At 60.5% G+C, this 13,937-nt stretch carries 14 protein-coding genes; 3 read left to right on the top strand and 11 right to left on the bottom strand.

Translation table 11 applies throughout. From position 1 onward, the window contains the following. Window positions 1-81: 81 nt before the first annotated feature. The 3 genes from ACFSR7_RS32835 to uptA form a co-directional block, all read right to left on the bottom strand. Complete coding sequence (locus ACFSR7_RS32835) at window positions 82-717, bottom strand: MBL fold metallo-hydrolase (RefSeq protein WP_378168873.1); 636 nt, start codon at window positions 715-717, stop codon at window positions 82-84. Between the two features lie 12 nt (window positions 718-729). Next, window positions 730-1,296 (bottom strand): thioredoxin family protein, encoded by a 567-nt coding sequence (locus ACFSR7_RS32830; RefSeq protein WP_378168872.1) that lies wholly within the window; start codon window positions 1,294-1,296, stop codon window positions 730-732. A 104-nt stretch (window positions 1,297-1,400) separates the two neighbouring features. After that, window positions 1,401-2,009 (bottom strand): undecaprenyl phosphate transporter UptA, encoded by a 609-nt coding sequence (uptA, locus tag ACFSR7_RS32825; RefSeq protein ID WP_378168898.1) that lies wholly within the window; start codon window positions 2,007-2,009, stop codon window positions 1,401-1,403. Between the two features lie 202 nt (window positions 2,010-2,211). Here uptA and ACFSR7_RS32820 point away from each other — a divergent pair, with 202 nt between their 5' ends. Together ACFSR7_RS32820 and ACFSR7_RS32815 are read left to right on the top strand one after the other, a co-directional pair. Further along, window positions 2,212-2,661 (top strand): cupredoxin domain-containing protein, encoded by a 450-nt coding sequence (locus ACFSR7_RS32820; RefSeq protein WP_378168871.1) that lies wholly within the window; start codon window positions 2,212-2,214, stop codon window positions 2,659-2,661. A gap of 89 nt (window positions 2,662-2,750) precedes the next feature. Then, a complete protein-coding gene (locus ACFSR7_RS32815) occupies window positions 2,751-3,062 on the top strand; it encodes a dehydrogenase (RefSeq protein ID WP_378168870.1) in 312 nt (103 codons plus the stop codon). Between the two features lie 74 nt (window positions 3,063-3,136). On the opposite strand, the gene ACFSR7_RS32810 is transcribed toward ACFSR7_RS32815, so the two are convergent. The 7 genes from ACFSR7_RS32810 to yyaC all read right to left on the bottom strand — a co-directional run bounded on the left by ACFSR7_RS32810 (window position 3,137) and on the right by yyaC (window position 11,318). After that, on the bottom strand, window positions 3,137-5,314 hold the full coding sequence (locus ACFSR7_RS32810; protein WP_378168869.1) for an O-antigen ligase family protein: 2,178 nt from the start codon (window positions 5,312-5,314) through the stop codon (window positions 3,137-3,139). Between the two features lie 174 nt (window positions 5,315-5,488). Further along, window positions 5,489-6,175, bottom strand: a complete 687-nt coding sequence (locus ACFSR7_RS32805) for a GGDEF domain-containing protein (protein ID WP_378168868.1) — start codon at window positions 6,173-6,175, stop codon at window positions 5,489-5,491. A 33-nt stretch (window positions 6,176-6,208) separates the two neighbouring features. After that, window positions 6,209-7,891, bottom strand: coding sequence for a histidine kinase N-terminal 7TM domain-containing diguanylate cyclase (locus ACFSR7_RS32800; RefSeq protein ID WP_378168867.1), 1,683 nt, complete (start codon window positions 7,889-7,891; stop codon window positions 6,209-6,211). A gap of 120 nt (window positions 7,892-8,011) precedes the next feature. Next, window positions 8,012-9,211: a class I SAM-dependent methyltransferase gene (locus ACFSR7_RS32795; protein ID WP_378168897.1), complete on the bottom strand. Its 1,200-nt coding sequence runs from the start codon at window positions 9,209-9,211 to the stop codon at window positions 8,012-8,014. Continuing rightward, window positions 9,208-9,870, bottom strand: coding sequence for a DUF6483 family protein (locus ACFSR7_RS32790; protein WP_378168866.1), 663 nt, complete (start codon window positions 9,868-9,870; stop codon window positions 9,208-9,210). Before ACFSR7_RS32790 ends, ACFSR7_RS32795 begins: the two co-directional genes overlap by 4 nt. Beyond that, entirely contained in the window at window positions 9,863-10,678 is an 816-nt protein-coding gene (locus tag ACFSR7_RS32785) for an alpha/beta fold hydrolase (RefSeq protein ID WP_378168865.1), read from the bottom strand. The genes ACFSR7_RS32790 and ACFSR7_RS32785 overlap by 8 nt, the downstream gene beginning before the upstream one ends. A 28-nt stretch (window positions 10,679-10,706) precedes the next feature. Further along, window positions 10,707-11,318, bottom strand: coding sequence for a spore protease YyaC (gene yyaC, locus ACFSR7_RS32780; protein WP_378168864.1), 612 nt, complete (start codon window positions 11,316-11,318; stop codon window positions 10,707-10,709). 130 nt (window positions 11,319-11,448) lie between these two features. On the opposite strand from yyaC, the gene ACFSR7_RS32775 reads away from it, so the two are divergent. Beyond that, window positions 11,449-11,670, top strand: coding sequence for a DUF1128 domain-containing protein (locus ACFSR7_RS32775; RefSeq protein ID WP_378168863.1), 222 nt, complete (start codon window positions 11,449-11,451; stop codon window positions 11,668-11,670). A 603-nt stretch (window positions 11,671-12,273) separates the two neighbouring features. Here the strand turns inward: ACFSR7_RS32775 and ACFSR7_RS32770 are convergent. Beyond that, a complete protein-coding gene (locus ACFSR7_RS32770; protein ID WP_378168862.1) occupies window positions 12,274-13,902 on the bottom strand; it encodes a UDP-glucose--hexose-1-phosphate uridylyltransferase in 1,629 nt (542 codons plus the stop codon). Window positions 13,903-13,937 lie beyond the last annotated feature (35 nt).

Raw genomic sequence — 13,937 nt, 5'->3', positions numbered from 1 at the left:
ATAGCAGAGGAATGCCGGAGTTGTAAACCCCTTTTTTTCCATTGTTCGACAATTTCCCGGGGAATCCAGAAAACGGGTCGCTTAAGACAGCGCCGGAACGTACGGATTTTCCCGTTTTTCTTCTCCGATCGTCGTCTCGGGACCGTGTCCGGGCAATACGAGCGTATCGTCCGGGAGCGTGTACAGCTTGCTGCGAATGGACTTCGTGAGCGTATCCTGATGACCGCCGGGCAAGTCGGTACGTCCGACGGAACGCCGAAACAGCGCATCGCCGGCGAACAGCAGGTCCCCGCACACGAAGCTGACGCTGCCCGGCGAATGCCCGGGCGTATGGCGCACCTCGAACGTCTCGCCGATCAGTTGCAGCCTCTGCCCGTCCTCGAGCGTATGTTCGGGCGGGCCGCTCTTGACCGGCGCGGTCACGTCGCTCCAACGGGCGGAGCCGTTCTTCGCCGGATCGGTCAGCCAATCCTTCTCCAGCGGATGAAGATAGACGGGGCAGCCCCATTTTGCACGAAGCTCGTCCACGCCGCCGATATGGTCGAAGTGCGCATGCGTGAGCAAAATCGCTTCGACCTTAAGACCCGCGACCTTGCGCACAAGCGCCGAATCCGCAGTGCCCGGATCGATTACAATCGCCCGCGTCCGCGCGGAATCGACGACCGCGTAGGCGTTGGTCTGGAGCGGACCGAGCGGAAAGGCTTGGAATGTCAGCATCGTGAAACTCCCTTAAACGCGTTCGAGCACGTCCTGCAGCTCCCAAAGGATAACAGGCGTGTACTCGGAGGCATCGCCGTACTGCTTGACGATCTCTTTGCGCGCGACAGACAGATTGTCCTGATAACTAGGTGCCTGATTGTCCGGGTTCGCTTCCTTGAAGGCGATCATGACATCCTGGACGTGCTGCGGACGAGGTCCCCACTTGCCCAGAAGAGCGCCGCCCGTGTCAGTGACGAGAACGATCGGAATCGAACGTCCGCCCAAAGTCAGGTGCTGGTCGATCAGATCGAAGTGCTGCTCGATAATCATGACCTCGGTCGGGATGCCTGCGGTCTCGAATGCGCGGAACACGACGGGCACGCTGCGCAGCGCATCGCCGCACCAATCCGCGGTAATGATCATGGCGCGGAGATCGTCGCGGTTGTTAAGCGATTCGAAATACGCCTGGCTCTTCGCGTCCGGCCACGTGAAGCTGTCGTAATTGGCGTTAAATTCTTCTTTGTTCTTCTCCATCCCGTCCATAAAAGCGCGCGGCGAGATGCCCTGGTTAAACTTGTGTGCGAGCTGTTGGCTCATGCGATATCCCTCGTTTCGACAACATAAATGAACTTGATCCTATTGTAGCAATCCCTGCGCCAAAAGGAAAACAATTCAGACACAAAAAAGAAGGCCAATCCGTCTTAAACGGATTTGCCCCGCTTGCGCAAGAAAATATAAACGAAGTATACGATCAGTGCGGCGAGCGCGATCAGGATAATCGGCTGTACGTAAGGAGCGGCCTTCTCGTCGATCTGCTCCCAGTTGTCTCCAAGCGACTTGCCCAGCCAGACGAACAAAATCGACCAGGGGATGGACGCGAGCAGCGTCAAGCCGCTGAACAGCGCCAGATTCATCCTGGCCATGCCCGCCGGGATGGAGATGACTTGTCGCATGACAGGCACAAACCGAGCGGTAAACACGATAATCGGCCCGTACTTCTGGAACCACTGTTCCGATTTGTCGACATGCTTGGGCTTCAGATGCAGGAATTTGCCGTAACGGTCCACGATCGGCCTGCCGCCGTAACGGCCGATTGCATACAAGATCCATTGCTGAATCAGCGCCCCGAGCACGCCGCATGCGACCGCGCCCCAGAAGTTGACGTCGCCCTTCCAGACCAGATAGCCGCCGTAGCCGAGTACGATCTCGCTGGGGATGACCTCGATGGCGAGACCGATAACGATACCGAGATAACCGAGACCTTCGATCCATTGCAGCAAGTGGTTAAGCCATTCATGTACCGTATCCATCATAACCGTATGTACCTGCTCTCTTCATCGTATTTGCGTCGTGGGACAAACGCGATATAAGTAGGGGCCGGAACCTTTTTTATTCTAGCATATCCGCGCATCCCGATTCTACTTGGCGGGGGCCCGGTAGAAACGATGTCATGCGGGGACGGGCCTGTGCATACAAATTCAATAGGACAAAGCCGAAGAGGAGCGAGCGGATATGAGCAGAGTCATGTTTATCAGCAAAAAAAGAATTCAGTGGTACATTGCAGCCTTGGCGATCGTCGTGCTTGGCGCGGCCTACGCGGGGTGGCACCGGACGCAGGCGGCTTCCGCGCCTCCGCCGTCTGACGTGCAGGTCCGTTACATCGTTACGACCGAATTCAAATCGACAACCGAAAGCGGGCAAGAGATCGAGGCGTATCGCTGGGATCCCGGCACGATCCCGGTCAAAAAAGGACAGCCCGTCGAGCTGCGCATCACCGGCGTCAACGGCCAGTCGCATCCCTTCACGATCGAAGGACTTGGCGTCAAAGCGACCGTGAACAAAGGAAAAACGACGATCGTCCGCTTTACGCCCAAGGAAGCCGGTACCTACGCCATCGTCTGCGAGACGCATAGCGATCCGAAGGACGGCGTCCCGATGGTCGGATATCTCGTCGTTCAATAACCGTCTCGATCGTCTGCAGCAAAGCCGGCGGTCCTCGTAACCCTGCGCTCCTTTACCGCATAGATTAACGCGGAGAGGAGCGCTTCTGCATGAAAAACGACTTGGGCAAGCACGCCGGCTCGCTGCCTACCGCCAGGGTCATCAGGCGCGCGTGCAGCAATGAATTGTACCGAACCGTCAAGCGGCTCAAGGCATACGTGCCCGACGCCAAGGTGAAGGAAGCCGAGGAACTGTATGTCCGCCGCGTGATGCTTAATCTGCTGTGGATTCACGAGCACCGCAGCGACCGCAAAAAGCTGGCGGACTGGTGGGAAGCCGAAGTCGCCTCCGACATCGCGAGCCTGTGGGAAATCGACCAGGACCGTCTCGCCCGGGCGTTTCGAGACGCGTTCGGCGGTTAATCTCCGGTCTGCTCCGTAAATAAAAGCCCGGCAACGCCGCGTCGAAAAAGATGCGGATGCTGCCGGGTCTGTTTTTATTGGCCTGCGGAATCAAGCAAGGTCTGTGCCTCTCTTTGCCAATCCGCGTCTCCATCCTGCAGCGCCTCCTGCAGCCACGGCTCCGCTTTATCGCGGCGACCGGCCAAAATGGCGCATCTCGCGGCGTTGACCTTGGCGGAGACGAACAGCTCGGTGCCTGACCACGGATTAGACTTGCCGGCGTATTGCCGCGCGTACAGCGCTTTGTACCGTTCAAAAAAACCGACGCCCGCGAGTCCGGCGCGACGGGCGCCTTCTTCGTCTCCTTCATCCTTCAGTTGCTGCGCGAGGTTGGCGAACCTGGCGATGACCGCATTCTGCGAATCGCGGTCGTAGCGCGCAAGGCGCAGCGCCTCCTGCAGATGCGTCTCCGCCTCCCCAACCTCGCCCGCGTCCGCGTACGCCATTCCGAGCGCGTAATGCACCGTTGGCGAATGCGGCTCATAGCGCAGCCCGGCAAGCAGCCAATCGGCACGTTCGGCCACGGGCAGCAGCTGCGAAGCTTCAAGGCGCGGCCGGTTCCACGGCGGGTTGTGCCGCTGGGCTTCGCGTAGCAGCGCAAGCTTCGCCGTATCGCCTCTGGCCGTTTGCGCAGCTGCGTACGCACCGGCCGCCGACTTATAGCGGACGGCCGGCGCCGCGACGGCGATCGCAACTGCAAGCAGCAGCAGCGCCGGAACGACCAGCCGTGCAGCGCGCAACGTCCTGCAAGCTACGCCGCCGCGCAGGGACGTCAGCGGTCGCGTCGGCGCAGGCTCCCGCGCCGGAAGAGTCAAATGCAGCGCCAGCCAGAAGAGCAGCAGCAGCCAAATATAAGCGTAGGACCAATCAAAATCGACACCTGCGTGCAGCAACAGAGCCGCTGCGGGTCCCCAAGCTTGCCTGCCTCCCTTGCGCCGCCAAAGGATAACCGCGAAGCCGATCAGCATGGCAAGCAGAGCGGCAAAACCGAGCGCGCCCGTATCGATGAGCACTTCCAGGTAGCCGCTGTGCACCTCGTTTCCGATATAAGGTCCGCCTTGGTACAAGCCCACCTGCATCCGCCATGTCTCTCCTCCAGCGCCCAGCAGCGGGCGGTCGGCGAACATGCGCAGCGCGTCAGCATAGTAAAGCGTGCGTGCGCCGGCCGTCTCCAGGTTGCCTTCCGCACGTCCGCCCGAGCCGCTGCCGGAAGCAAGCAACAGATATGCGATTATCGCGCAGATCGCAAAAACAGCCGCTCCGCCCCATATCCCGGTCAGCAGTCGGCGAAGCCCGGCCACCCCCTCCGACTTCCGGAGTACCTCCGGCAATCGCAGCGCCAGCACCGTCACAACAAATACCGCCGTCGAAACGACAAGCGCCCAGATGCCGTCGCTCGGCGTCCCCGCCTCCATCGCATCGAATGCGAACCTGGCTGCAATTGAGGCGCAGAGCAAGGCAAGTCCTGCGGCCGCGAGGCCGTAGCCTCGGCGTTCCCGGCGATAAGCCGCGAGCAGCGACACGCCCCCTGCGGCGGCAATCGCCAGCATGGCGCCGCGCGACTCGGTCAGCAGCAGCCCGGTCAACGCCGGCACGAGCGAGACGGCCGCAAAAGCGCTTGCCGCGCGTCCAGGCCGGTTGAGCAGCTGCCATAGCGCAAGTACGAAAAAGGCTGCCACGGCACCGCAAGCGTTGGGATATTGAAGAAACCCGGCCAACCGTGCGCCGGTCATCGACAGAGCGGCATCCGACGACCGATAGACGATGTCGGGATAGCGAATCCAGCCGTACCAGCCTGCCAGCCCGCCCCATACGAAGAACAGGCCTGCGGCATGCAAGGCGGCGTGGCCCGCCGCTTTTCCGCCGCGCCTTGCTGCAAGCAGCGCCGCCAGCGTCAGCCAGGCGCCATATGCGCACCATCGCAGCAGGCTGTCCGCCGTTCCCTTGACGGAAGCAGGGCCCGCCAGCCAGGCGCAGCCGTAGGCGGCCGCCAGACCCAGCGGCGCCAGCGCCCACCAAGAAAGGGCTCGTCCAGACCCGAACGCTGACACGACAGCGGCGACGGCCGCCAAGACGATCAGGGCCGCCTCCGCGCCATACAGATCCGCGTCGTAGAAGAGTCCTTGCCTGTATGCGGCCCAGCATAAAAAGAAAGCGAAGAGCAGGCCGCCGGCAAGCACGGTCGACAGCCGCAAAATACCTTTATAGATCATGTAAAATCCCTGCTTCGGTCAGCGTTATGTCTCTAGCGTAGCGGCTTTGACGGCCGGCCGCAAGCAAGGCCCTCTCCTCCACCCTTCGCAAATGCGAATAACCCTCTGCCAGACGGAAGATTGCCGTCTACGAAAAGGGTATAAGCTGCACGGACGAAGATCCGGGGCCATTATTTATGCTTCGAGCCTGCGCGGCTTCGGCTGAAGCTTCGCTTGACGCTTACTGTCATACAGACGCCGGTCCGCCGAAGACGACAGCTCCGCCAGTGTCGTACCGTCGTCCGGATAGAAGGCGTACCCGCAAGACGCCGACAAGACGAACCCGCTGTGCAGGGACAAGCTCTCCATGCGCTCGTCGATCGCGCGCTTCAGCGCGTCCGCTTCCTGCCGGTCCGCGTAAGGGCATAACAGCAAAAATTCGTCGCCGCCCCAGCGGCAAACGATCTCGCCGCGGACGGCAGCGTCCTCCAGCGCGGCGGCTGCCAGCGAGATCGCTCTGTCTCCTTCGGCATGCCCCAGTCCGTCATTGATCAGCTTGAAGTCGTTCAGATCGATCAGCATAACCGCCAGACGCTTGCGCCGCGCCGCGGCCTGCTTCAGGAGGCCGACGATGCAGCGATGTGCGAAGCTGCGATTCCACAAGCCGGTCAAGCTGTCTCGGTCCGCGCGCCGCTTCAACCGGTCGTATCGTCTGCCGAGCAAGCCGAAGGCAGGGAACAGGACAAGCGCGAAGCCTGCGGCTTCCCACAACGCATAGTTCCCGGTAGATGCCATATACCGCTGTGCCAATCCCGCCGCGCCGACGGCCGCGCTTACCAGCGCAGCGGCGGCCAGTCCGGTCAGGAGTCCGCGATGATCCATTTGCCGATCGCTCCTTCTCACTGCCTCATGGTATTACGAGACGACGACCCGGTTGCGCCCTTCGTTTTTGGCTTTGTAGAGCGCAACGTCCGCCTTGGAAAATAACGCTTGCAAGACGTCTCCGATGTCAGCGGAGCCCGTGCCGTTATCCGATGCCGCTGCGGACTCTTCATCGGTCTCGTCTGTAACGATCCCCATGCTGATCGTGACGCATATCGTCTCGCCGGCGACCCGCACTTTGTTGTTAAGCACGGAAGCCATGATGCGTTCTGCCACTTTCTGCGCTTCTTCCCGGCTTGTCTGCGGCAGGAAGACGGTGAACTCCTCGCCGCCGTACCGCGCCAGCAAGTCGAAACTTCTGAGCGTCGAGCGCACGGCTTCGGCCGTCGCGCGGAGCACCTCGTCGCCGGTGAGATGGCCGTACCGGTCGTTGATCTGCTTGAAGTGGTCGATATCGAACAGCAAAATGGAAAAAGGAACGTTGCGCTGCTTGCATAGAAAGGCTTCATGCTCGACGTAATGCTGGAAAAAGGTACGGTTGTAGCAACCGGTCAAACCGTCCGTAATCGCAGCCTGTTCCAGCTTTTTGTTGACGCGGTACAGCTCGTCCTGCATGGCGATCAGCTCCAGGTTCCGCTCGTGAAGCGCCTCGTTCTTCTCGTTCATCTCGTCGATCAGCTTGCGCTGCTCGGTGACGTCGAAGAAGGCGACGATCCGGCCCTGCAGACTCTTGAATTGATCCAGGAGAGGCGATATTTGCAGCGAGACCGATCTGTAGGGACCGTCCGTCAACAAAATCTCCGTGCGGATTCTGTCCCCGGGGTGATGCCTGTATCTGAACAGAAAATCGCTCACGTCGTTCGCAGGCTGCCCGGCCATCAAGAATCGCTCCAGATCGAAGGTCTCTCCCTTCACGGGCTGCGCGAAGCCGACGGCGCTTCGGTTGAAGTCCAACACCTTGCAGCCTTCGTCGATAACGATGATTCCCGTTTCTACCTGTTCGTAAATCTTGTGTTTGGCGGTATCGACCAGATCGAACACGCCGTACCTGTAAATCGCAATGACGAAGCAGATGTCCGACAAGACGATGCCTGCCGAGGTAAGGCCTTGAACCACGCCCAGCCAAGGCGACAGCACGACGTTGAACAGCAGATCGAGTACCGCGAACACCGTGAGCACGAACATGCCGAGCAAGGATGTCGCCAGCTGCTTGCGCTCGTTGAGCGAGCGCACTGTCCGGTGAGCGTTGAACATATGGAGAAGCGCGATAAAGAAATACGCGAATTGAACGAAAGTCATGATCCAAAAAAGTGGACCGTATTCCCGGTCTCCGTATTGCCCGTCCTCCGGCTTCAGGAATTGGCCGAACGGATTGACGATCGCGGACGCCGCGCAAAGAAACGCTGGCATGAGAAACGCGAGCAATCGGAGCGGCCTTCGCAAATAATGCGTGCGCCTGGTAAGGAACAGCACGAACGCGAGCCAGCCTGGCCCAAGCAAACTAAGCGCGACAAAGGAAACGGTCAAGTAGAAATGCTGGTAGGAGGGGATATCCGTCGAACGCACGCCGACCTGTCCTAGCGGCCAGAGCATCATAATAAAATGAAATGCCAGATAAACCTTGTGCGTTCTGGAAATCGGATTCAAGGCAATGAAAAGGCCGAGCAGCACAAACAGACAAACGAATAACAGAAAGTCTGGCCGTAGAAATTCCAATCGGCTCACCTTTTCATGGAAAGACTAACCCTTTAACCTGGGGTAATTGATTCATTCTAACATAGCCGGGATTTTGCCGACAAGACGAATGGCAAACTTTGTAAATATAACATTTTTAATTTATTTCGTTTTCGACTTTAATTCCATATTATTTTCCATATAAGGCGAAATGGACAAAAAATCCCGGAACTTCTCGTAATCCTGCAAGGCTTGTGCGGAGACCGGCGAATCGCTGCGGACAGCACGAATCAGCAGATTTTTGGGCGTATGCTCCAAATCGATGAACTCCAGCATTTGCACCTTGTAGCCCGATACCTCAAGCAGCTGAGCACGCACCGCATCCGTGACAAGTGCGGAGAATCTTTCCTTCAAAATACCGTGCCGCAGCAGCGGCTTCAGCACCGGCTGTTCGATCTGGCGCATCAGCTCGTGCTGACAGCAAGGCACCGACAAGATGACCGAAGCCTGCCAGCCCAATGCCTTGAGCAGCGCGGCGTCCGTCGCCGTATCGCAGGCATGCAGCGTCACGACCATGTCCACCCGGTCGGCGTCGGCATAATCCGCGATATCGCCAACCGCGAATCGCAGGCGGTCCCAACCCAGCCGGTCGGCCAGCTTCGCGCAGTCCTCGATGACGTCTGCTTTTAGATCGAGTCCGATGATCCGCACGGGCAGACGTTCCTTGATCGCAAGCAGATGATACAGCGCGAACGTCAAATAAGACTTGCCGCAGCCGAAGTCGACGATCGTCAGCTCTCTGTCGGTCGGCAAATGCGAGATGACGTCGGACACCATCTCGAGAAACCGGTTGATCTGCCTATACTTATCGTATTTTGCCTTGATCACCCGTCCCTCGGGCGTCATGACGCCGAGCGCTTCCAGGAAAGGCACCGGCTCTCCCTCGGGAAGCACATACGTTTTGGTCCGGTTGTGCGAAGGCGGCGCCGCAAGGACGCCCCCCGCTGTCTTGGCCGTCGGCGCGCCGCGGAGAACGGCGGCTTTGCCTTTTTTGTTGACGAGAATCTGTATGTCGTTCTCAGACGTCTTCAGCAGCGCCTGCCGGTAATCGCATTCGACGAGGCGCAGCAGCTCGTCCGCCGCTTCGCCGGGCGCCAGGTTCTGATGAAGCGCCTTCGCGCCGGCGAACCGTTCGAACTGGTAGCGCAGCTCGCCCTTCAGCAGGACGGGGCGGACGGCGATCTTGCGCGTCTCCTCCGACTTGCTGCGGGGCTGGCTGACGGTCGCCTGAATCAGCTTGCCCTCTTCAATCGCTCCCCGGACGAGGGCGTTCAATTCCTCCGTTATCGTCTCCGCGCTCATGATGCCGTCTCCTTCGTCAGATTGTTCCACTGACGGACGCCTTCGCGCAGCTCGTCGCGCGAGAGTCCGCCGCTCCCCAGCTCCTCGTCATCCAGCGTTTGCAGCCGTTCATAGAAGGACAAACCTTCTTCCGTGCCGGCATCGCCGGCGTCGAAGAGATCGTACAGGCTGTTTTCCGCATCCGCATACCGTCCGTCGTGCTCCTGCCATTCCCAGGCTGCGCGCAGCGTCAGCGCAGAGCCGTCCAGACGCGCCGGTCCTTCGACCAGTCGCTCCATCCGCCGCTCCAAATCGAGCCCTTCGACCGGGCCGTGCGTGCGCAGCACGTAACCGATCAAGCGCAATGCCTTTTCCAGGCGCAGCAAGCTCTCCGCTTCGCGTCCCATGTCCGCCAGAATGTCGCCTTCTTCTTGCAAAAAGGCGCCGATCGCCCCGATCGCCTCGGCATCCGAACGTCCTCCCCCGCCGAACATCGCGATTAGATCCGCATCCGACAGTCCGAGCGCCAGCCTGGCCCGCATGCGCAATTCTTTGCTCATGAACTCGTCGATCAGCAGCAGCGCTTCCTCATGCTTGCCTTGCTGCTTGAGTCCCATCAACGCGCCGAAGGCGACCGACATCTGATTGATCATTCGCATGAAATAGTCGCGATCAAACATCGGCTTCGCCTCGCTTCGCTGCGGCGACGAATGCCAGGATCGCTTCGGCGAAGGCAGCCGGCTGCTCCATCATGCCCATGTGCCCCGCTCCGTTGAGCAAGCGATGCGTCACATTCTGACCGTCGATCGGAAACCGCTTGTCCGGACCGATCACGTTGTCGGACTCGCCCGCGAGCAGCAATATCGGCGCCTCGAGCGCTTCGAGTACGCCGCGCCTGTCGGGACGCTCCCTCATGCCGAGCGCCGATCCGATGCCGCCTTCGGCGGATGTGCCAAAGCCGATCGACAACGCCCTGTCGACCTGCGCTTGCAGCGGCGCCAGGTTATCCGGCGAGAACAGCTTCGGTACGAGATCGCGAATATGTCCCTGCATGCCCTCCCGGGAGATGCGAGCCGCCACCTTTTCCCGGTTGGCCTTGCCATTGTCGTCGTCGGCAAATGTCGTGGAATGCAGCAAACCGAGCCCCAGCAGCCGGTCCGACGCACGCTCGGCCAACGCCAGCGCCGTATAGCCGCCCATTGAATGACCCAGCACGAGCGCTTGCCCGATATTCAAAGCGTCCAGCAACTGCAGCGCGTCCTCCGCGAGTTGCTCCATCGTGTACGTCCCTTCGGTCGCCGCGGTCTCTCCGTGGCCCCGCGCATCGGGAGCAATGACCCGCGCGTGGGCCGACAGCAGCGGCAGCACGTCGTCCCAATAACCTGCGCTGCCGCAATAGCCATGGAGCAGCAGCAAGGGGACGCCTTGTCCCTCGTCCAAATACGAGACTTCCAGACCGTTTTTTAATGTCAATCGGTTGCGAGCCATATCGTGCACATCCTTCCGCGGTTTTTATTTATTTTAACGAACGATCGTTCTTGAACTCAAATGCAGCCGCGCCCTGTGCGGCTTCGCTCGCGCCGAATGCTTCGGGACGAACGCCGTAAAGCGCGGCTGCTGCGGCATTGGCAATCCGCTTCGCCATCTCCATGACGGCGTACAGCGAAGTCGTCTGGAGCGTAATATACGGTTTGGGACCGAATTCGCCCACGACGGCCGCGACGCTATAGTCCCCGACTGGCGGGAGCGCTCCGCCTACCGACCTTGCCGGCTGAAGCGGTCCTTCTCCCAGTAAAAATCTGCCGACGTTCTCCGGTCGTCCGAGGCAAGCGTCAATCGCGATCACGACGGCATCCGCGGGCAGCGCGGACGCTTCGCGTCCCAGCCTGTCCGCGTCGCAAGGCTCGCGCAGCGTCCCGATCACGTCGCCAACGCCGCGCTCCTCCAGCATCGTGCCGACCAGCGGACCGAGGCAGTCCCCGGTGGAGCGGTCCGTGCCGATGCAGAGAAAAACGATCGGCTCTCCGGGATGGCGTTCGAACGCGCTTCTAAAAAAACGCTCGAGCTCGTTCGCGCCCGAGGCTGCAAAAAATAGAGGCGATGCGCCTGGGACGCGGTTCGCGGTCATCGTCCTGCTCCTTTCGATGATGGCTTGTTCAGGTTACAGCGTATCATGCGCCGTCCGGTTATGCCAGCGCGGAGCGGGCTGCGCTGTGATACAATGGGGTGAGCTTATATCGAGAGAGGATGCTGCAGGAATGGATCTGACCAAGCCGACACAAGAGAACGTAGAATATATGATCGAAGCGATCAAGACGAAGCTGAGGATGGCTTCGGGGGCCGCGATGCAGGCGTCGCACTTCAACGCCGATCGATACGAGGATCTCAAGGATATTTACGACATGGTCGCCTCCAAGGACCGATTCAGCATCAGCGAGGTCGAAGCGCTCGTGTCGGAGCTGGGCAAACTGCGGAGTTAAATGGAGCCTTTGCGTGGGCTGGGGATGACTGACGATTGACTGGCGGATAACAGGCGGATTAAAAGCGGGCGTAATAGAGAGGCTCCAGACGCTTATTCGCAGTGAAACGGATAGTGTGCATGCAGTAGAGTTGTGCCAGACTCTATCCTCAGGCAATCGAGTTATGCGGGCGCAATAACGATGTCGCACATCCTTATTCGTAGGCAAACAGGCGATTCAGGCACAATAACGATGTCGCACATCCTTATTCGCAGGCAAACAAGCGATTCGGGCGCAATAGCGATGTGGCACATCCTTATTCGCAGGCAATCAGGCGATTTGGGCGCAATAGCGATGTCGCACATCCTTATTCGTCGGCAATCGGGCGATTCAGGCGCAATAACGATGTCGCATATCCTTATTTGCAGGCAAACAAGCGACCCGGGCGCAATAACGATGTCGCACATCTTTATTCGCAGGCTGTCGAGGCTTTGAGCGTCATACAGATGTCACGGACTATTATTGCATGCCGTGCAGGCCAAGCAGCCAAACCCTACAGCAAAAACGCCTTCGTCGCCGCCAGGCAACAAAGGCGTTTTTGCTATGCTCAAAGCCGCATACAGCCTACTTCGCGCCGCCGGGCTCGAAGCCTGCCGTCGCCAGAAACCGGCCGAACGCCGCCCGGCCCGCGGCGTCCTGCTTGAACACGCCGGCGTCGCGCAGCACGGCGTGGAACTTGTCGCCCACGGCCGCCTGCAGCGCAGCCCGCGCAGCTTCCGGCGCCAGCGCCGTGCCGTGCGCGGCGACGAGCTCCGCGATCCAGCCCGCGTGCTTCGCGAGCGGATGCGATGCCGCATCGCCCTGACCGCCGCCGATCGCCGCGGCATCGTAGGCGGTCTCGCCCGTCAGCAGCAGCGCGATCTGGGACAGCTCCGCGTCCAGACGTCCCGGCAGCACCGCAAGGCCCATCACTTCGATCAGGCCGATGTTTTCCTTCTTGATATGATGCAGCTCCCGGTGCGGATGAAAGATGCCGTCCGGGTGCTCCTCGCTCGTGCGATTGTTGCGCAGCACGAGGTCGAGCTCGTACTCTCCGCCCTCCGCGCGTCTGGCAATCGGCGTGATCGTATTATGCGGCACGTCGCTGCTCGCCGCGTACACTTCGGCCTCCGGATCGCTATAAGCCCGCCAGCCGGCCAGCACCCGATCGGCCGTGCGCAGCAGCGCCGCCCGGTCCGTGCTGCGCAGCCTCAGCGCGGACATCGGCCACTGTACGATGCCCCCGCGCACCGCGCGCTCCGTGCCGTGTGTCGCCCATCCCGCCACGCCCGCCTTTTCCATCGGGAACACATGTCTGCCGCCCTGGAAGTGATCGTGATTCAGAATCGAGCCGCCCACGATCGGCAGGTCCGCATTCGAGCCGACAAAGTAATGCGGGTACGCGTCCACGAAGTCCAGCAGCCGCTCGAACGTCTCGGGAACGATCCGCATCGGTACGTGCTCCCCCCGCAGGATGATGCTGTGCTCGTTGTAGTACACGTAAGGCGAGTATTGGAAAAACCACCGTTCGCCCCGCAGCATCAACGGGAGAATCCGCAAGTTTTGCCGCGCCGGATGATCGGGCCTGCCCGCATAGCCGACGTTTTCGCGGCAGAGCAGGCACTTCGGATATTCGGCTTTGGTCTGCGGCAGGCTGCGCAGCAGCGCGATCTCCCGCGGGTCCTTCTCCGGCTTGGACAAGTTGACCGTGATCTCCAGCTCGCCGTCGTCCGTCGGGTGCAGCCAATAGCCGTTTTTGGAGATCCGGTCCATTCGGATGTAGTTGGAGTCGATGTTCAGCCGGTAAAACCAGTCCGTCGCCGCGCGCACGCCGTCCGCGGCCGACAGCCGGTCGAACGTCGCCGATGTCTCCGAAGGACGGGGCATCAGCAGCCCCATAATCCGGGCATCGAACAGATCTCGCTGCGTCGTCGTGTCGTCAGGGATCAGGCCGAGCGCGGCGGCAGCGTCCAGCAGCGGCTCCAGCACGGGCACCGGGCTGTCCAGCGTTCCCTCCGGCAGCGATCCGCCGCCCGCAGGTCCCGCCAGCCCGAACAAATCCAGCAGCGCGTTGTGCGCGTAGTCCTCGTCTAGCTCGCCGATCATGCCGCGCCTGAGCGCGAAGTGCACCAATCTGCGGATTAACGAACCGACCTCGTCCCTGCGCGCCTCCGTCATGCCGCTCGCGTCCGCGGTCTCGCCCTTGTTGCTCATTTCGCGTCATCCCTTCGTCTGCTATAGCTTCGCTT

Origin of the sequence: Cohnella sp. GCM10020058 (genome assembly GCF_042683485.1) — a bacterium.
In the GTDB taxonomy this organism is placed as follows: Bacteria; Bacillota; Bacilli; order Paenibacillales; family Paenibacillaceae; genus Cohnella.
This window is presented reverse-complemented; position numbering and strand designations above follow the sequence as displayed.

Bases quoted from the DNA above. Each gene is read 5' to 3' on its own strand.
- ACFSR7_RS32835 (WP_378168873.1), bottom strand. From the start codon at position 717: ATGCTGACATTCCAAGCCTTTCCGCTCGGTCCGCTCCAGACCAACGCC.
- ACFSR7_RS32830 (WP_378168872.1), bottom strand. From the start codon at position 1,296: ATGAGCCAACAGCTCGCACACAAGTTTAACCAGGGCATCTCGCCGCGC.
- uptA (WP_378168898.1), bottom strand. From the start codon at position 2,009: ATGGATACGGTACATGAATGGCTTAACCACTTGCTGCAATGGATCGAA.
- ACFSR7_RS32820 (WP_378168871.1), top strand. From the start codon at position 2,212: ATGAGCAGAGTCATGTTTATCAGCAAAAAAAGAATTCAGTGGTACATT.
- ACFSR7_RS32815 (WP_378168870.1), top strand. From the start codon at position 2,751: ATGAAAAACGACTTGGGCAAGCACGCCGGCTCGCTGCCTACCGCCAGG.
- ACFSR7_RS32810 (WP_378168869.1), bottom strand. From the start codon at position 5,314: ATGATCTATAAAGGTATTTTGCGGCTGTCGACCGTGCTTGCCGGCGGC.
- ACFSR7_RS32805 (WP_378168868.1), bottom strand. From the start codon at position 6,175: ATGGATCATCGCGGACTCCTGACCGGACTGGCCGCCGCTGCGCTGGTA.
- ACFSR7_RS32795 (WP_378168897.1), bottom strand. From the start codon at position 9,211: ATGAGCGCGGAGACGATAACGGAGGAATTGAACGCCCTCGTCCGGGGA.
- ACFSR7_RS32790 (WP_378168866.1), bottom strand. From the start codon at position 9,870: ATGTTTGATCGCGACTATTTCATGCGAATGATCAATCAGATGTCGGTC.
- ACFSR7_RS32785 (WP_378168865.1), bottom strand. From the start codon at position 10,678: ATGGCTCGCAACCGATTGACATTAAAAAACGGTCTGGAAGTCTCGTAT.
- yyaC (WP_378168864.1), bottom strand. From the start codon at position 11,318: ATGACCGCGAACCGCGTCCCAGGCGCATCGCCTCTATTTTTTGCAGCC.
- ACFSR7_RS32775 (WP_378168863.1), top strand. From the start codon at position 11,449: ATGGATCTGACCAAGCCGACACAAGAGAACGTAGAATATATGATCGAA.
- ACFSR7_RS32770 (WP_378168862.1), bottom strand. From the start codon at position 13,902: ATGAGCAACAAGGGCGAGACCGCGGACGCGAGCGGCATGACGGAGGCG.